Genomic DNA, 18,577 nt, shown 5'->3' on the forward strand with positions numbered 1-18,577 from the left:
CTACTTTCCGCGGCGGGACAATGTCCGTCCCACGATCGGAGCAAGCCTTGCAAGATCACCGACTAACTCAGAGAATTCTTCGGGATCAAGCGACTGGTAGCCGTCGGAAAGCGCATGCTCGGGTTCCGGGTGCATTTCGATCAAAACACCGTCCGCACCAGCGGCAATGGACGCGCGCGCCATCGGCGCAACCAATTCCGCGCGACCCGTACCGTGCGAGGGATCCGTAATCACCGGCAAATGTGTCAATTGCTTGAGTGCGGGAACGATATTCAAGTCGAGCGTGTTGCGCGTAAAATCCGAAAAAGTTCGTATGCCGCGCTCGCACAAGACGACTTGAGAATTACCCGCAGCCAGAACATATTCTGCGGCGTGCAGAAACTCATCCAGCGTCGCCGCCATCCCGCGCTTCAGAAGTATCGGTTTGCCCGTCGCAGCAGCCTGTTTAAGCAAAACGTAATTGTGCATATTTCGCGTGCCGATTTGCAGCATATCTGCATGAGCTGCGGCCAACAGCACGCTCTCTTCATCGACGACTTCCGTCACAATCGGCAATCCCGAGACCCTGCGCGCCTCACTCAACAGTTTCAAGCCCGCTTCTCCCAATCCCGAGAAAGCATATGGCGACGTGCGCAGTTTGAATGCGCCGCCTCGCAGCAAATGCGCTCCGCTGGCGGCGGCCTTTTCAGCGGCAGTCATCAACTGTTGTGCGGATTCGACTGCACAAGGGCCGGCAATCAGGGCCAGCTCTTGGCCACCTATCGCAACGCCGCGCACCGCGACAATCGTGTCGTCAGGATGTACGCGCCGCAACACGCGGTGGTAGGCCATTGAACCACTGACTTCGGGATGCGCATATTGCCCGGCGGACAGGGAGGTTTGCCGTTCAGTACGGCTATCGGCAAGCGGATTCTTGGGATCTCGAGACATAGCTTCTGCAGTTCTTCGTAAATTGCTGCTAATAATACAAAAAATCGCCTTCTTATTCAAGGAAAACGACAGTGGGTCGCGAAAACTTGGACAATTGCTGAATTTATAAAATATTAGTAATTATAACGTTATGTTTTATCTTATGGGAACTGGGGAACTTTTTTCACTCGAAATCGTCAATGGGGTAAGTCCCCCGCGCCATCCCTCCCCACAACCCCACCTCTACTCAAATGACCTTTAAGCATCAGTGGCTGCTGATTAGCTTGGCTTTGCTCATAGCTTTTGCCGTATTCAGCTCATGTTCCGGGCCTGCTCCCTCAGCGCGCCTTCCCTTCCCATTCAAGACTGCGGCAGAAGCCGTGGCAGACGAAACCTCATCGGAGTCAAACTCAATGTCTCATCCGCAACTTCCGACGTCCCGCGTGCGCGCGCCGGAGTTTCCGCGCGATTTTGCGTGGGTGAACACGGACCGTCCGCTCTACATCCAAGATCAACTCAATGGCCGAGTCGTGGTGTTGGACTTTTGGACCTATTGCTGCATCAACTGTATGCACATACTTCCCGATCTCGAATATATCGAAAAGAAATATGCAGGCCAGCCTGTGGTCGTGATCGGCGTGCATTCGGCGAAATTCGACAATGAAAGCGACAAGGAAAACATCTTGACCGCTTGTCAACGCTACGATATTGCACATCCTGTGATCGTGGACGAGAATCACCGCATTTGGTCAGAGTACGGCGTGCGCGCGTGGCCGACCCTTGCTGTCGTCGACGCCGAAGGGAGAGTGGTCGGTCAACTCTCCGGCGAAGGCAACCGCGAAGTTCTCGACGGCGTCGTTCAAGCCTTGCTTGACGAGGGTCGCGAAAAAGGCGTGCTCGCCGCTGGTCCACCCGAATTCAAACAAGACGCGCGCGTTCCGGCGGCTTCGGGACTTGCTTTTCCCGGAAAAGTTGAAGCAGAGAAGGACCGCGTGTTTATATCTGACTCGAATCATGACCGCATTGTGATCGCGGACAGCAGTGGGAATGTGCTTGCAATAGCCGGTTCAGGCAAGAAAGGCAACAAAGACGGGTCGTTCGCAGAAGCGGAATTTGACAATCCGCAAGGTGTGGCCTACGACGAACAGAAAAATGTTCTCTATGTCGCGGACACGGATAATAATACGATTCGAAAATTGGATATCGCCGCACAGACCGTCACGACGATAAGCGGCACGGGTGAACAAGTCTACGATCGGCTCGGCGGTGGAATAGGAACGGCTCAAGGCTTGAACAGTCCGTGGGATCTTGTCCTGCATGGCAACACCCTTTATATAGCGATGGCGGGACCGCATCAATTGTGGGCTCTCGATTTGCCGACGGGAGTTGCGCGCGCGTGGGTCGGATCGGGCCGCGAAGACATCTACGACGGTACGGGAACCCGCTCGGCTGCTCTGGCCCAGCCGTCGGGATTGTGGCTCGACGGCGACTGGCTGTACTTTGCGGACAGTGAAGTAAGCGCCGTGCGCCGCGCCAACATCAATACAGCGGACGTCGAGACTCTGGTCGGCAGCGGACTCTTCGATTTCGGAGACAAAGTGGGCTCATTCAAGAATACGCTCTTGCAGCATCCGCTGGGAGTCGCCGTTTACAAGGGCGACGTCTTGGTTGCGGATACGTACAATCATCGCATAAAGAAGTTGAATCAAACATCCAAGGAATCAAGTTTCCTGATTGGTTCAGGCTCTCCCGACCTTGCGACGGAAACGCCCGACAAACTTTCGCTCTACGAGCCCGGTGGAATTTCTGTCAACGGCGATTGGCTCTACATCGCTGACACGAACCACGACCGCATCATCCGCGTATCATTGAAAGACAATTCGTGGAGCGAATTCAAACTAAAAGGATTGCGGACGATGGAATCCACGACGATGGACCACGACGCAACGGCGGACGCAGCGATTGAATTCCAGACAGGAAACGACCTCGTATTAAGTTTAGGCGCGCAGCTTCCTTCGGGAGTTCACCTGAACAAGGAAGCACCACTTGCCTACAGCGTGAATCTCGGCAACGGCTCTCCGATCGAAGGATTGGCTTCCAAGCATGAGCTGCCCGTGAAAGTGACGATACCGGCTGCAAGTCTAAAACCCGGCGACGCCGACGCGACGTTGTTCTTTGCCTATTGCACGGACAAGGACGCGGGGCTGTGCGTACCCGTTTCCGTAGGTTACAAAATTCACTTGACGGAAGATGCAAACGCAAACGGCATGGCGGAAGTGTCGGCAACCATAAAGTCTCTCCCGCAATAAACACAAAACCGACTCATAGCAAAGCGGGCGGCCCAATGGTCGCCCGCTTCTCATTTCTTTAGCGATGAATTTACGCAATCTCGTTCAAAATTGCCGCGCCGCTTGACGTGCCAATACGTTCCGCTCCGGCTTGAATCATTTTTTCGAAATCAGCGAGCGTTCTAATTCCGCCGGACGCCTTCACTTTCAATCCGTGTGCCGCGACTTCCTTGTGCATCAGGGCCACCGCTTCCAGCGTTGCGCCGCCCGGCCCGAAACCCGTCGACGTTTTCACCCACTGCGCTTTGGCCTTCACGCACAATTCGCAGGCCTTGACGATCTGACTTTCAGAAAGCATCGCCGTTTCGAATATCACTTTCAACGACGCACCTGTTCTGCGGCAAGCATCCGCAACCGCCCGAATGTCATGTTCGACCGCGGCGAAATCTCCGCTGAGCATACCTCCGATCCACAACACCATATCAATCTCGGTGGCGCCGTCATGGATTGCTTGCAACGCTTCCGCGACTTTTGACTCCGTGCTCGTCGCGCCAAGCGGAAATCCGACGACCGTACATACGGAAACCTCACTGCCGGCCAGCTTCTTTGCGCACTGTGGGACAAAACGCGCGTTGACGCAAACAGTTTTGAAATTGAGCTTCAGTGCTTCGTCACACAGCTTGTCGATCTGCGCTGCGGTTGCCTCAGCCTTAAGTATAGTGTGGTCAATCAGCGCCGCAGCTTCGGACTTCGTCATGGCATCTCCAATTCATGTTTACGCAAATATACGAGTTGGCATTCAAATTCGCAAGAGTAAAAACAAAACGGCCGCAGACATTGCTGCGGCCGGCGAATCTTGACTTTACAAACTCTATGCTTCTTGCGCGGCCTGCTGTTCCGCGAGCTTTTTCGCTCGAAATGCTTCTTCCATCGGTTTGACTTTCGTTTCGTAGCAGTCGGGGCAAATCGAATGCGAGAATTGCACGTCCTGATGGTCGGAAATATACTCTTCGATTTGCGACCACAGATTCTCGTCGTCGCGAATTTTCTTGCAGTAAGAACAAATCGGCAGGAAGCCCTGCAGCATCTTCACGTGTTGGCGCTCGGCTTCAAGCTCTTTGACCCGGTTGGCAAGGCTGTCTTGAAGCTGCATGATACGCTTGCCGACGCGGAGCCGCGCGCGCAATTGATCAGGGTCAATCGGTTTCGTCAAGAACTCGTCGACTCCGGCGAGCATTCCGGCCATCATGTCGTCTTTGTCTTGCCTCGACGTAAGCATCACGATGTACGTATACTCCGATTCTGCAAAAGCGCGAATCGTTTTGACAACCGTCGGCCCCTCCATCTCGGGCATCATCCAGTCCGTAATGAGCATTTTGGGTCGATGCTCAAGAAACACCTTAAGCGCATCCGTTCCGTTGACCGCGACGAGCGGCTCATATCCAAACTTCGAAAGCAACCTCTCGAGCGTCAACAATGTGACACGGTCGTCATCTACGGCAAGTACTTTCATGCGGACAGTTCACTCTTGATGTTCAGAAGTTCTTCCTTGACAAGTGAAAACTCCTCTTCGACCTTGTCAACTTGATCGTCGGTGATCGCGATCCTCAGCTTCCGCACGGTATCGTCAATCTCTGCGCACAGCGTCGCCAGCGTCAACGCTCCGACGTTAAGCGCGGCTCCCTTGAGTGAATGAGCGGTACGTCCGACTTCCTCGCAGTCGCCGGTCGTAAAGGAAGCACGAATTTTCTCGATACGCTCCATACCGTCGACAAGCATAATATCAATCAAATCGACGGTGAAGGACGGATCGCCCATACCGATTTCGTCAAGCCTCGCGCGGCTCACGTGCGGGGTGGAACTTGTTATAGAGTTCTCCATAGTAATCGACTGTTTAAGATCGGCTATTTTACGGATTCACCCGTGAATGTGCAATAAATACGCCGTTTCGGACAATGTGGGGAGTTGTAATCATCGGTACATCCTTTGCAATATGCACGGTGTTGACTATAAGGAGTTCGGAATGAGATACATTCTTCCCGTTTTACTGGTGTTTTCTGCCGCAGCGTTGGCCGGCGACCATGCTCAAACGTGCACTGTGGACGAGGCCCTATCGAACCTGCGGAAAGGGAACGAACGATTCGTCAAAGGCAAACCCAACGTTTGGGACAGCGGATCCGCGAAGCGAGAACATCTTACCGCCGGTCAGACTCCGTATGCGTGTGTCATCACGTGTTCGGACTCGCGCGTGCCGCCGGAGCAGATTTTCGACGCCGGACTGGGCGAATTGTTTGTGATTCGCGTAGCGGGCAACGTCGCCTCTAAGGAGGTTGTTGCCTCGGCAGACTATGCAGTCGGGCACCTGCATTGCCCAGTTGTGATCGTGATGGGCCACACGAACTGTGGTGCGGTCGGAGCAGCCCTATCGGACTCGGACTTCCCAGAACCATTGAACACGCTTATCGAAGAAATCCGCCCGTCCGTCGAAGCCTGCGAGTCGAAAGGTTATGGCAGCGAGAATCTCTACGCAGGTGCAATCAAAGAGAATGCCCGCAACTCCGCAGCGGCTCTGCTGTCGGGATCTCTGAGTATCGAGCAGGCTGTCGCCGACGGTGAGTGCGTCGTGCTTTCTGCGGTGTATGATCTCGCCACGGGTGCGGTACAATGGCAGTCTCAAATGGGTGCGGCCAAGATTGCGCAGGTCGAACCGAAGAAAGAAGCGAAACCCAAAGTGACGCACGAACCAAAGCCTGCCGAACCGACTCACGAATCCGTAGCCAAGACGGAAAAGAAGTATACCGACACGCCGGCGGACCAAACACAATCGTCTCGCAGTTCAAAACGCGATTCGAAATATAAGCACTGAGTGCGCAAGGCAGAAAATAGAAACGGTAGGTCTCACGACCTACCGTTTTCAATTTGTGCAGCTGCTTTGCGAGCCTAAGCCGTCGCTCCAGCTTTGAGTTTTGAAGCAATGGCGGAAATTAAGTCGTCATATGATTTCGCGAACTTGACCACGCCGTCCTCGATCAAATCAAAGGCGATTTGATCGATGTCCACACCGAGACTCTTCATTTCGGTTAAAGTTTTCTCTGCGGACTCCATGTTCTTCAGCAGATTGGCTGCGGGTTTACCGTGATCTTTGAAGGCCGAAAGAGTTTGGGGGGGTACGGTGTTGACCGTGTGTTGCGCAATCAGTTCGTCGACATAGAGAGTGTCGGGGTAAGCGGGATTTTTGGTCGATGTTGAAGCCCAAAGCGGACGCTGGACTTGTGCACCTGCGTCGGCGAGTTTTTTCCAGCGCGGAGATGCGGTGACTGTTTGGAAATGTTTGTACGCCATGCACGCATTGGCGATGGCACCCTTCGAGCATAGATCCTTGCGCCCTTTCTTCTCGAGCTGCGCGTCGGCGACGGTATCAATGCGGCTGACAAAGAAGCTTGCTACTGAAGCGATTCTCGACAGGTCCTCGCCTTTTGCGTGACGAGCTTCGAGCGCTTTGATATAGGTTTCTAAGACATCGACGTACTGCTGGAAAGTGAAAAGCAGCGTGACGTTGACGTTGATGCCGCGCGTCAGCAATTCCAAAATCGCAGGCTGACCTTCGACGGTACCGGGAACTTTGATCATCAGGTTGGGGCGATTGACACGCTCCCACAGACGCAGGGCTTCGGTGACGGTACCCTTTGTGTCATGCGCAAGCGTGGGCGAAACCTCGAGGCTGACGTAGCCGTCGATGGTTTTGGAATCCTGATAGACGCCCGAAAGCATATTGCAGGCGCGCGCGACATCGCTGACGGCGAGGTTTTCAAAAACTTCGTTCGCCGTCAACTCGCTGGCGATACCCTTTCGGATATCGTCGTCGTAATCTTCGCTGCCGGCAACCGCTTTCTCGAAAATCGTAGGATTCGACGTCATTCCGCGTAGCCCTTCGGCAACGTGACGTTCGAGACCTCCGGAATCCATTAACTCACGGCTGATATAGTCGAGCCACAACGATTGACCGAGGTCCAAAGTGGCTTTCATAATGGGATGACTCATCTATCTCTCCTCGTTTTGTTTCATTATCGTCCGGCTTTTTCGATCTCGAGCACTTTGTTCAAGCGCCTTTGATGGCGCTCGAGTCCCGAGAATTTCGCGGCCAAGAACGCTCTGACCACTTCGCGCGCCAGTTCGACACCGATGATGCGCGCCCCCAAACAGAGCGCATTCATATCGTCATCTTCAACGCCTTGGCGCGCGGAGAACGTATCGTGACACGTTCCGGCGCGAATACCTTTGACTTTGTTCGCAGCAACGCACGCTCCAACGCCGCTGCCGCAAATGATCAATCCTCGGTCGGCACGGTTTTCGACTATTTCGCGCGCGACCGCACGTGCGAAGTCCGGATAATCGGCGGCTTCGGTTGAGTGTGTGCCCATATCCACGACCTGATGGCCAAGTCCGGCCACCATATTCACCAACTCTCTCTTCAGTTCAAACCCAGCGTGGTCGCTTCCGACGGCGACAATCATCTCAAAGCTCCTGACTACGCGCGCGTTTTCTCCAGCACGGACAGTGCGCGGCGCGCTACGTTGTCCGGCGTTAGCCCAAGTTTCTCGTAAATTGTTTTCGCCGGAGCGCTCGCACCAAAGCGGTCGAGTCCGACAACATCACCGTCCAGCCCCACATATTTCCACCAGCTCAAAGTCGCGCCGGCTTCCACGGCGACTCTCGCGCGAACGGACGAAGGAAGCACTTCATCCCGGTATGCTTGCGGCTGCTGGTCGAAGAGTTCGAAACACGGCACGGAAACCACGCGCGTTGCGACACCCTCTCTTTCAAGCTGAGCCTTCGCGCCGAGCGCAATCTCCACCTCGCTTCCGCTGGCAAGCAAAATCACGACGGGAGCGCCGTCGTTCGCATCGGACAAAACATATGCGCCAAGTTCAACGGGCATGCGCTCGCCTGCGTACTCAAGAACCGGCAACCCTTGACGAGTCAGGCAAAAGGCGACAGGGCCGTCCCTCCGTTCCAGCGCGACGCGGTAGCATTGCGCCGTTTCGTTCGCGTCGGCGGGCCGCATCGTCCACAAATTCGGAGTCGCGCGCATATGCGTCAAATGCTCAATCGGCTGGTGCGTCGGTCCGTCTTCTCCCAGTCCGATACTGTCATGCGTGAACACATACAATACCGGCAAGTGCGACAGCGCAGACAGTCGTACCGACGCTTTCATGTAATCCAAGAAATTCAAGAACGTCGCGCCAAACGAAATGAACGGAGCACTGCTCGCGATTCCGTTCAGAACCGCGCCCATACCGTGTTCGCGAATTCCAAAACGAAGATTGCGGCCTCCGCGATATTCTCCTTGAAAATCTCCGCGGCCTTCAAGATAAGTCAAATTCGATTCGACGAGGTCCGCGCTTCCTCCCACCATCCATAGTAAATCACTAAGCGCTTCCAAGCAGGCTTCGGAGGCCTTGCGCGTGGCAAGAGGCTTGTCGCCGGGTTTCCACGTCGGCAGCTTGTCCGCCCAGTTTTCCGGCAGTCTGCGCGCCCAAAACTGCTGCCAATCGGCTTGTAAGCCGGGAGTGGCGGCAAAGGCTTTCTCAAGTAAACTCTGCCATTCGGTTTGTCGTTCCGAACCCGCTTGCCGCGCCGCACTCATGTGTTTGAAAACTTCCGTTGGAACGAAGAACGATTTGTCCTCGGGAAGCCCCAGTTCGCGTTTCGTGAGTTTGAGTTCTTCTTCACCCAACGGCGAACCATGCACCTTCGACGTGCCGGCTTTGTGCGGCGACCCAAACCCGATTGTAGTACGGCAGCGAACAAGAGTTGGTCGGTCCGTGTCCTCGATACCTTCGCGAATCGCCTGGTCCACTTCTTCGAGATCGAGTCCGTTGCATTCGAGCACTTGCCAGCCGTAACTTTCAAACCTTGCGCCGACGTCCTCGGTAAACGTGATCTTGGTTGAACCGTCAATCGTGATATGATTATCGTCATAGAGCATCACAATCGATCCCAAGCCCAAATGTCCGGCCAGCGACGCCGCTTCAGCCGACACCCCTTCCATCAAATCGCCGTCAGAACAAATTCCGAACACTCGGAAATTGATAACTTCGTGTCCCGGACGATTAAACGTCGCCGCGAGAATATCCCGGGCAATCGCGATTCCCACGATATTTCCCACACCCTGTCCTAGCGGTCCGGTTGTGGCTTCCACGCCGGGGGTCATCCCAAATTCAGGGTGTCCCGGTGTAATGCTCCCCCATTGACGGAAATTCTTGAGCTGTTCCATCGGGAGATCGTAGCCTGTCAGATGCAGGAGCGAATAGAGCAGCGCGCAGCCGTGGCCCGCGGACAACACAAACCTGTCACGGTTCACCCATTGAGGATCAAGCGGATTGTGCCGCAAGTGTTTTTGAAAGACGGCATAGCCCATAGCGGCCGCACCGAGCGGCAAACCCGGATGCCCGGAGTTTGCGGCCTGCACCGCGTCAATGGCTAATCCACGTACTGTATTGATGCTCAGTCGATCCAACGCTTCTGACATTGAGTGCTCCTGTTGCTCCTCACAATCATGAGAAACGAGTTGTAATCCAATTCGAAAACAAGCACAAAGCGACGGATATGCTCCGTCGCTTTGCTGATTTTAGTTGCAAAACCTTGAGTGGGTTCGCATTACTTCATCAAGATCATCTTGCGGCTTTCCACGAAACTGCCTGCGACAATCCTGTAGAGATAGACTCCGCTCGCGTACGAGCTTGCGTCAAACGTTACGGTATGATAACCCGCTCCAAACGAACCGTCAACCAGTTTCGTCACTTCACGGCCCGTGATGTCGTAAACCGTGAGTTGCACGTTCTGCGCTTCAGGCAGGCCGAACTGAATCTGCGTCGTCGGATTGAACGGGTTCGGGTAGTTGGCGGAGAGCTCGTAATTCACGGGAATTACGGTTTGGCTGTAAGTCGGCCATTCTTCGTTGTCATCTTCCGGCTGCGGCATGGCCAGCGTGGCGTCCATGTTCTCATCGGTCAAAGCGGACAGCCACAGCTTGATGGTGCCTTCGCCCGCGCCGATGATGTCGGTATCGCCGTCATTATCGAAGTCACCGCCGTGCACGACCGAAGCCTGCGTCATCGTAGACGAAATCACGTTACGGTAGAAGCGGTGCTCCGTGCGGCGCCACCACGAGATTTCCTGATTCTCATTGGCGGCCAACAACAAGTCATTCAAACCGTCGGCATCCATGTCCACGGCGTCCATTTCGCGCGGGAAGGGAACCAACGAGGTGACGTAATTTTCTTCCATCGTCGCGCCGTCCCACCATGCAACCAGCGGTTCCTGTGCGACGCAGAAGTAGATGTCAAGAACGTTGTCGCCGTTCAAATGCGCGGCATTGATGTAGGACGCACCGTAGACATCCGACATCAACACGCTACGTGTAAATGTTTCGCTGCCGTTATTCGAATAGAGGGCGAACATGCCGCCGTCGTACGCGGCACCGAGAATATCCATGTCGCCGTCGTTTCCGATATCCGCCACTTCAACGGAACGGGCGCCTTCGAAGGCGTTGTCAATCACGAAACGCGTGAAAGAATTGTTGGGATTATGACGCCACCACGAAACGTCGTTTTCGTCGCAGGCCGCCGTCACGAGGTCCATATCGTTGTCGCCATCGAGGTCCACGATCACCACGTCGCGCGCGCCGTCGTAGTTCGAAGCAATCACGTTCAGTGTAAAGCTGCCGTCTTGATTTTGACGGAACCAGACGAGTTGGTCTGCGAACTGCGCAACCGCGGCGATATCAAGATCGCCGTCGTTGTCAAGGTCACCGACGGCCACCGAACGCGCGCCGTCCCAATTTTCGACGATCACGTGCGGCACAAACTGCCAGCCGCCCATGTTTTCGTACCACATGACCTTGTCGGCGAACATACCGCAGGCCACGACGTCCATATCGCCGTCATCGTCCAAATCGGCCGGAACAGCGGACATACAGCCGTACAGATCCGTCGTCACGGTAACGACACCGAATGGAATCGGATCGACCGGCACTCGGTATCCATAAGTTACCACGGACATCGCACCCTGACCGCAGTCATTGAAAGCGCGAACGCGGTATTCATATTCGACGCCCGGAGCCGCCGAGAAGTCGTCGTAGGCAATAACGTTTGCGCCCACTGTCGCGATGACTTCCGCCGGGAATCCGCGCAGAATTTCAAAACCGGTTTCGCCGCTGACGTTATTCCACGACAGATGCACGCGGTCATTCAGGTTGGTCGACGCCACGACGTTCGTAACAATCGACACCGGCGCTGCCGACGAACCTTGGTTGACGGCAGTCATCGTGCCCAAACCGCACTGGTTGACGCCGCGCATCTGATAGTTGTAGACGACGCCGGGTTGAATATCAGTATCATTGTAAGAAGTCAATCCGTCCGGTACCGTGGCGATTTGAACGTTGTTACGCCAGATTTGATACTCGGTCGCGACAGCGACTTCATTCCAGCTTACGATCACGACGTTGCACAAGCCGTCTGAAGCGTTGAATCCGGTCGGCGCGGGCGGCAGCGGAATCGTTGAACCTTGCACAGCCGGAGTCTGCGGTCCGCTTCCGCACGCGTTCGTCGCGGCGACCGTGTAGTTGAACGTCGAGCCTGTAGCCACGTTGTCCGTGTAGGAGAATGTCCCTTGCGGAAGCGTTGCAATCAAGGTTCCGCCCTTGCGAACTTCGTAGTTCAGCGCGTGCTGCGTACCCGTCCACGTCAACAGAATCGACGTGCAGCGGTCATGCGTCGCGGCAAGGTTCGTTACCGTACCGGCAGTCGGCGCGGCAACACCGGCGTCGCTGGCACATCCACCAACTCCGCAGAGGTTAGACACCGCGCAAACTTCGTACGTCGCGGCCTGTGCGAGCGGGTTCGAATCGACATACTGACGCTGCACACCGGCCGAGCCGCCGACCAAGGTAGCCAGAAGCGAGCCGTTACGCTTGATCTGCACTGAATCCTGTCCGTCCACATTGGCGAACGTAAAGGACACGGTTACGATACCGCAGCCGTCATCGCTTGCTGACATTTGCGACGGAGCCACCGGCGTCGGAGCCGTGCGCCCTTGGTCGCTCGAAATCGGCGATTCAATCGTATCACCGGCGGCACACACGCGCAACGCGGTAATGCTGTAGGTGCTGGCGGGCCAAATGCCCGGATGGTTGTAAGTGGTCGTATTCGCAGCGACGCGGGCCAATGGGTTGCCGTTGCGGCGGATACGCAGATAGTTGACGCCGGATTCCGTATAAGGAGTCCATGTCAACTGCACCATGTCGCAGAGATTTTCGCTGGCGGCAAAACCGACCACCGCCACCGGATAAGTATTCGGCGTCACGTTAATCACTTGTGATTCCGGACCAACTTCGCAGCCGTTGAAAGCGGCAACCGTTAAGTTGCAGTTGCCGGTATCCGCCGGGCAGAATTGCGTCGACGTCACGTTTGCGCCGAGTGTATCGGCAATCACGCCGTTGCAGAAAATATAGTAGCCTTGTTCGTTCGCAACGTCATTCCAGCTCATGTCCACACAGAAGCACGGGCTGGCGACCGCGGTAAATCCTACGACCTGTGCCAGCATCGGAATCACCGTAACCGTGTTGCTCGGAGCAGATTGCGCACCCGCACCGCACTGGTTCGCCGTGATTACGCGGTAGCTGTAGCTGCCTGCGGGCAACGGTCCGTCCACGAAGGACAGGTCTTCCGGAGCATTCGTGGCCACCAACGTACCGTTGCGCCAGACTGAGTAGCCCGTTATCGGACTGGTCGCAGGCGCCGTCCACGACACGGTAATCGTGCCGCATTCTTCGACGGCGGTCACACCCGTCGCAACACCCGGAACGGCATATCCTTCGCCGTTCACGGCAACGCTGGCCGGACCAACTCCGCAAGCGTTGAACGCGGCGACCTGATACGTATGCACGCCGGTGATGCCATTGTCATTATAAGAAACGACATTCGCGCCGACGGTTGCAATCGGAGTCGTCGTATTGCCGTCACGGTAGATATTGTAGCCGGTTTCGAGAGCTTGGTCGGTCCAAGTCACCGTAACCAAACTACACACGTCCATCGTCGCGGCCACGCCGGCAACAACCGGAGGAACGTCCGCGATGGCGCCTTCGGCCGTGTTGCCCACGTCGCCGCTGCCGCACTCGTTGACTGCCACAACCCAATAGTTGTAGAACTGTCCCGGAGTGGCGGTTTCGTCGTCATAGGAAACGCTGTTTGCAGGTACGGTCGCGATTGGCGCGCCTTCACGCCAAATCTGATAGGAATCTTCGTTTTCGATATCCGTCCAGGACACCGTTACGGCATCACAATCGGTCGTCGTCGCCGCAACTGTGCTTACCATACCCGGAATATCGCGGCGGCAGCCTTCCACTTCCTCCGATTCTTCGCCGGCACCACCTTCGTTAAAGCCGCGCACGGTATAGGTGAAGCATTCACCCGGTTCCGGCGTCGCATCGCAATACGTCGTAACGTCCGCGCCGACCGTGCCAATCACTTCGCCTTCACGGAGAATTTCGTAACCCGTTTCGTTATCGATATCCGTCCAAGTCAGACAGATCTGATTGCAATTCGTTGTGCTCGCTTCAACTCCGGTCACGGCATCGAGGTTGAACACCGCGATTCCCACTGCTCCGGTTGACACGTCACCTTCGCCGCAAACGTTGTAGGCAGCGACCGTGTATGTGTATTCCACGCCCGGTACGGCAGTCATATCGCAATAGGAAGTATCGTCAGCGCTGGTCGTGAAGATCAGCGTAGCGTTGCGGTAAACGTAAAATCCAAGTTCACCGGCCACGTTGTCCCATGACAGACAAACTTCGTTCACGACATTTTGCGTCGCGGTAAGATTCATAACCTGCGTCGGGGTCTGCGCGCGCATACCCGTCGCTGCCACGGACTGGGGACCTTCGTTGCACGCATTCACGGCCGCAACCGTGTAGTCGTGCGACTCGCCCATAACTACCGTGAAGTCAGCGTAGTCAGAAAGAATCGGCAGCGTCGTGGTCAAAGAATCGCCGTCGCGATAGATAATATAGCTCGTCGCGCCGGGATAGTCTTCCCACGTGATGTAGACACCTTCACAGCTATCCACGGAAGCAACCACACCGGTCACCTGGCCCATTTGCGGCAGGCGTTCACCGCTCGCAGGATCAGACGCATTCGTCAAACCGCAGAATTCGCTGTAGGCACGCACGGTGTATTCATAGACTCCCGCCGCGGGAATATCCGTGAACATCGTGTCGGGCGCCGCCACCGTTCCGGCCAAATTGTCGTCGCGGTAAACGCGGTATTCCGTCACGTCGCCGGGTGCGGTATTCCACGCAACCATAACCGAATCACAATTGTCATCGGTGGCGGTCACGTTGATCGGCGGTTCCGGACCTTCCAAACGAGTTCCGTTATCGGAATCCGAAGGATCTGACGAGCCGCACAGTTCATCATACGCTCTAACCGTATAAGCCGCAGTAGTACCGCTGGCGATGCCAGTGTCGGTATAGTCCAGCGTGTCAGCGCCGACCGTGTCAATCGCCAAGCCGTCGCGGAAAATGATGTAGTGGCTGAACGTTCCCGTCGACGCTTCCCACGTCACAAAAACATCCGAGCACGAGGTGTCGGAAGCCATGACATTGGTCGGAGCCGTCGGATATTCCTGCACCGTTCCCGTGGTAATGGACGCGCCGGAAGAGTCGCAGCCGTCATTCGAAGGAATGGCATAGATTGTATAGATGTTGTCGCCGAGCAAAGCCTCGGTGTCAACGTAGGTCGTATCCGTAATATCGCCGCCGATTTGCACGTCGTCACGATATAGATGGTAAACTACTCCGGCAGTGCTTTCAGGCTGCGTACCCCACGACAATGCTACCGCGTCACAGCGGTCCTCAGAAGCAGTGAAGCCGGGAGGAGCAACCGGCGAATTCAAGTATCCCGCAATGCCTTCATCGCTGAGATCGCCTTCACCGCAGGCCACGGAGTATGCGCTGATCATGTAGGAAAACGCACCGTGCAGTTCCGGCACGTACGCGTAGCACGTATCAGCGGTGGAATCAAACAAAACCTCGTCGACGTAGATGTAGTATCCGTCTACGTCACCCGATGCGCTGCTCCAGCATACGATCACCGAATCGCAGCGGTCGGTCGTGGAAAGAATGGTCGGAATTCCGACGGACTCAAGTTGACGGCCTGTCGCCGCGTCGCTCGGATCGGACTCCGGACACGTCGTGCTTGTCGCGACGACCGTGTAATCATGCGACTCCGTATCACCGGGATCATCGACGTACGTAAGTTCGTCGCCTCCGACGGACGCCACGTTGACGTCGTCGCGGTAAATGTCGTAGCCGTCGACGTCACCGTCAGACGCTTCCCATGAAATCGAAACTCCGGTACACAGAGTATCCGACGCCGTCACGTTTTGCGGCGTGGAGGGCGGCAGCATGACTTCCACCATGATGTGGTTACTCGTGTCACCGACTCCGCATGCGTTAACGGATTCAAAGTAGACGTCATGCGTACCGGGACCAGCCGGAATAATCAGCGAATCCAGCCAATAGGCGATGGAGCCTTGCGGCGAACCGTCAAGATAGACGTTGTAATCCGTAGCGTCGCCCAGCGACGTCCATGATACGACGATAGTCTGACAGTCAATGCTGTAGCCGGAAAGGTCCGTGAGGCCCGCCGGCGTGCCCAGACGCTGGAATTCCAACGTATCGGTAGTACTGCCGTATCCGCACTCGTTTGAGCCAACCGCAAACGCAGTGTGCACGTCGTCGTCATCGAGACCAATCGAGAACGTGCCGTTCGGCAAAAGATTGATCGCGTACGATTGGTCGTCAAGGTAGAAGTGCGTCGTATCACCGTACGCCGGTCGGATAAACGAGAAATACACGCGGTCACAGGTCACGGAATCGACTTGGAATCCCGGAGCCACGGGCAACGGATAGGCGCCGCCGTCATCGGGATCACTGTCGCCCGTTCCGCCCGCACCAACGGCGCGCACGACGTACGAGTAGACCGCACCGGAAACCACATTGTGATCGGTGTACGTCGTCACATCGGCAGTCACCGAGTCAATCACGGCGTTGTCACGAACGATGCGGTACTTCGTTTCGTTGGCTACGTCATCCCACGTCACGACTACGCTGTCGCACAGCGAATCCGTCGCGGAAACGTTCGTCGGTGCATCCTGCGCGGCCAAAATCATACCTTGCACGGCAGTGGACAACGTTCCGGTTCCGCATTCGTTGTACGCGCCGATCTGGTAGTTGTACGCCGTGTTCGGCAATGCGCTCGTATCGTCATAAGTCAAAACGTCCGCGTTCACGGAGTCAATTGCGACCAGCAAAACGGCGTCGCGATAAATTCCGAAGCCGGTTTCGTTGGCCACGTTGCCCCACGTCAGCGTTACGCGGTCAGGCAAATTGTTCGTAGCAGTCAATCCGGTTACTTGCGACGGAGCGGTCTTCTTCGATCCCGTATTTGCCGTGGGAAAGGAGCTCGTTCCGCACGTGTTCGTAGCCGCTACCGTGTAAGAGGGTGTCCCAGTCGCCGTCGAGTCGTTGTAGGAAGTAACATTGGCCGCTGTCGTGAAAATGTCAACGCCGTTCCTGCGGACGACAAAGCCCGTTTCATCCGAGCTGTTGTCCCACCACGTAACTTGTACGTGAGAACAGAACGACGCGTCGCTGGCATTCACGCCTGACGGAGCGGTTGGCGTGCCGATGCGGGAACCGGAGACCTGCGTTGACTGAGCGCCTTCCTGGCAAGAACTTGGGTTTGTGCTGATAAACGCGGCCACCGTGTAGTTGAAGGGAGTGTTCGGCGTCGCTGTGCCGTCACTGTAGGAAGTCGCGGGCGCGTTGACCGTTTGGATCTGCGTCCCGTTACGCCGCACGATGTAACTCGTCGCGCCTGTCACGGCACCCCAACTCAGATTGACCGTGCAGAGACCATTGGTGGTGGTCAATCCCGTAACCTGCGCAGGCGGCTGATACGCCGTTGCGGCATGGTTTGGCGTCGCAGGCCCAACACCGCACGTGGAACTCCAGCCTCTGATGCTGTAGTTGTGCGAACCTGACAGCGACGTGACAACCGTATCGCGCATCACAGAGTTTTGTGCGAGCGTCGGAATCGTGTCAACCGGCACGTTGTCTTGATAGATAATAAAGTTCTGAATCGACGTGGCGGGAATCGGCACACGCCAGCGAACAATGATCTTGCCGCATTCTGACGGATGCGCAGTCACCTGAACGGACGTGTCAGCCGGAGCCAGGGGCTCTTGAATGCGCGTTCCCGCTTCTGACGAAGGCGCCGAATAGCACTCTTGCGTGTCGTCGTGATATCGCGCGCGGATGTTGTACGTATAGGTACCCGCGGGGGCCGTGTTGTCGACAAACGAAGTCACGGACCAAAGGACTTTACCGACCGGAGTGCCGGCGCGGTCGATGAACAACGAGTCGACGCCTTGGTCATTGGGATAGGCCGTCCAACTCAGTGAGATATTCGAGCACGAATTGTCCGAAGCATTAAATCCGGAAACAGGCGAAGGCGTCGGACAGCCAGCGCACGGCGTATCGACGCAGTTGAGCGCCACTTCGCCGTTATCCACACCGAAATAAATTTCCTGTAAGCCCGTGACAATCGTGAAAGCGTCCGATTCCCAGTGCTGTCCGTTCAAACAGATACGCAGCCACAACCGTGCGGGACTGGGGAGACCAGACGTGATCGTGAACGGCGGTTCCGTGGCAAATCCACCAGGAACTCCCAATAAGCCATCTCCGTTCATTTGGAACTGGTTGAAGTTCGCCGCAGGAAACACGTCTGTCGGATACAGTTCGTCCGTATCATCCGGTCCGTTGTCGTTCTGATCCCACATCACGTCCACAACTGCGTCGTCGGGCAAGAAATTGCCGCCCGCACACGTTTCAGTTAGTTGTTGACTGACATCAATAAAGAATGCATTGACTTGGGCGTGTGCTTGTTTTGCGAGGAAGATCAAACATCCTGCAAGAACAATAGCTCTCAACTTCATCGGCAAACCTCCACATCAAAAAACTTCACACAGGATGGACACGCGCGGAACTTGTCAAAGGTCCGCGAGGTTTCGAATTCGGGACGGTTCAAGAGTCCACTTGGGAATTGGCTGCAAGCCCACAAAACAGGCAAATTGCCTGTTTGCAGGCCAGCGCTTGTAAATTTCCGCGCCATGTCTTGCAAATCCTCGTTCAGGTGTTTATATTCTATCAATTTAAGCGAGAGAGGGGAGACCTGCGACGGAGGTGACTCCATGCAGGACTTAGAAAGATAACCATTTCTCGTGAAGCAGTCAACCCTCAGAAGGTTGCAAGTGCT

At 55.7% G+C, this 18,577-nt stretch carries 11 protein-coding genes; 3 read left to right on the forward strand and 8 right to left on the reverse strand.

Translation table 11 applies throughout. The annotated features are described in order from the left end of the window. The gene (aroF, locus tag H6507_07130; GenBank protein ID MCB9368859.1) at nucleotides 1–930 is read right to left on the reverse strand and encodes a 3-deoxy-7-phosphoheptulonate synthase; all 930 of its coding nucleotides are present in this window, start codon (nucleotides 928–930) and stop codon (nucleotides 1–3) included. 392 nt (nucleotides 931–1,322) lie between these two features. Here aroF and H6507_07135 point away from each other — a divergent pair, with 392 nt between their 5' ends. Continuing rightward, on the forward strand, nucleotides 1,323–3,218 hold the full coding sequence (locus H6507_07135) for a redoxin family protein (GenBank protein MCB9368860.1): 1,896 nt from the start codon (nucleotides 1,323–1,325) through the stop codon (nucleotides 3,216–3,218). Between the two features lie 70 nt (nucleotides 3,219–3,288). Here the strand turns inward: H6507_07135 and deoC are convergent, their stop codons facing one another. The 3 genes from deoC to H6507_07150 all read right to left on the reverse strand — a co-directional run bounded on the left by deoC (nucleotide 3,289) and on the right by H6507_07150 (nucleotide 5,045). Continuing rightward, nucleotides 3,289–3,954 (reverse strand): deoxyribose-phosphate aldolase, encoded by a 666-nt coding sequence (gene deoC, locus H6507_07140; protein ID MCB9368861.1) that lies wholly within the window; start codon nucleotides 3,952–3,954, stop codon nucleotides 3,289–3,291. Between the two features lie 114 nt (nucleotides 3,955–4,068). Further along, complete coding sequence (locus H6507_07145; GenBank protein ID MCB9368862.1) at nucleotides 4,069–4,710, reverse strand: response regulator; 642 nt, start codon at nucleotides 4,708–4,710, stop codon at nucleotides 4,069–4,071. Next, nucleotides 4,707–5,045, reverse strand: coding sequence for an Hpt domain-containing protein (locus tag H6507_07150; protein MCB9368863.1), 339 nt, complete (start codon nucleotides 5,043–5,045; stop codon nucleotides 4,707–4,709). Before H6507_07150 ends, H6507_07145 begins: the two co-directional genes overlap by 4 nt. A 175-nt stretch (nucleotides 5,046–5,220) precedes the next feature. On the opposite strand from H6507_07150, the gene H6507_07155 reads away from it, so the two are divergent. After that, nucleotides 5,221–6,063 carry a carbonic anhydrase gene (locus H6507_07155; protein ID MCB9368864.1) on the forward strand — a complete coding sequence of 281 codons (843 nt, stop codon included), beginning with the start codon at nucleotides 5,221–5,223 and terminating at the stop codon, nucleotides 6,061–6,063. A 74-nt stretch (nucleotides 6,064–6,137) separates the two neighbouring features. Here H6507_07155 and tal read toward each other — a convergent pair whose 3' ends face one another. From tal to H6507_07175, 4 genes are all read right to left on the reverse strand, one after another. Further along, on the reverse strand, nucleotides 6,138–7,238 hold the full coding sequence (tal, locus tag H6507_07160) for a transaldolase (protein MCB9368865.1): 1,101 nt from the start codon (nucleotides 7,236–7,238) through the stop codon (nucleotides 6,138–6,140). Between the two features lie 23 nt (nucleotides 7,239–7,261). After that, nucleotides 7,262–7,711 carry a ribose 5-phosphate isomerase B gene (gene rpiB / locus H6507_07165; GenBank protein ID MCB9368866.1) on the reverse strand — a complete coding sequence of 150 codons (450 nt, stop codon included), beginning with the start codon at nucleotides 7,709–7,711 and terminating at the stop codon, nucleotides 7,262–7,264. 14 nt (nucleotides 7,712–7,725) lie between these two features. Beyond that, nucleotides 7,726–9,729 (reverse strand): transketolase, encoded by a 2,004-nt coding sequence (tkt, locus tag H6507_07170; protein MCB9368867.1) that lies wholly within the window; start codon nucleotides 9,727–9,729, stop codon nucleotides 7,726–7,728. Between the two features lie 128 nt (nucleotides 9,730–9,857). Beyond that, nucleotides 9,858–17,903 (reverse strand): VCBS repeat-containing protein, encoded by an 8,046-nt coding sequence (locus tag H6507_07175; protein MCB9368868.1) that lies wholly within the window; start codon nucleotides 17,901–17,903, stop codon nucleotides 9,858–9,860. Here H6507_07175 and H6507_07180 point away from each other — a divergent pair. Beyond that, entirely contained in the window at nucleotides 17,889–17,996 is a 108-nt protein-coding gene (locus H6507_07180; GenBank protein MCB9368869.1) for a hypothetical protein, read from the forward strand. The genes H6507_07175 and H6507_07180 overlap by 15 nt on opposite strands. Nucleotides 17,997–18,577: the final 581 nt, after the last annotated feature.

The sequence above is a fragment of the Calditrichota bacterium genome, from assembly GCA_020637445.1.
GTDB lineage: Bacteria > Electryoneota > RPQS01 > RPQS01 > RPQS01 > JABWCQ01.

Coding starts and splice junctions, on each gene's coding strand:
- H6507_07135 (MCB9368860.1), top strand. CDS start 1,323: ATGTCTCATCCGCAACTTCCGACGTCCCGCGTGCGCGCGCCGGAGTTT.
- aroF (MCB9368859.1), bottom strand. CDS start 930: ATGTCTCGAGATCCCAAGAATCCGCTTGCCGATAGCCGTACTGAACGG.
- rpiB (MCB9368866.1), bottom strand. CDS start 7,711: ATGATTGTCGCCGTCGGAAGCGACCACGCTGGGTTTGAACTGAAGAGA.
- tal (MCB9368865.1), bottom strand. CDS start 7,238: ATGAGTCATCCCATTATGAAAGCCACTTTGGACCTCGGTCAATCGTTG.
- tkt (MCB9368867.1), bottom strand. CDS start 9,729: ATGTCAGAAGCGTTGGATCGACTGAGCATCAATACAGTACGTGGATTA.
- deoC (MCB9368861.1), bottom strand. CDS start 3,954: ATGACGAAGTCCGAAGCTGCGGCGCTGATTGACCACACTATACTTAAG.
- H6507_07145 (MCB9368862.1), bottom strand. CDS start 4,710: ATGAAAGTACTTGCCGTAGATGACGACCGTGTCACATTGTTGACGCTC.
- H6507_07155 (MCB9368864.1), top strand. CDS start 5,221: ATGAGATACATTCTTCCCGTTTTACTGGTGTTTTCTGCCGCAGCGTTG.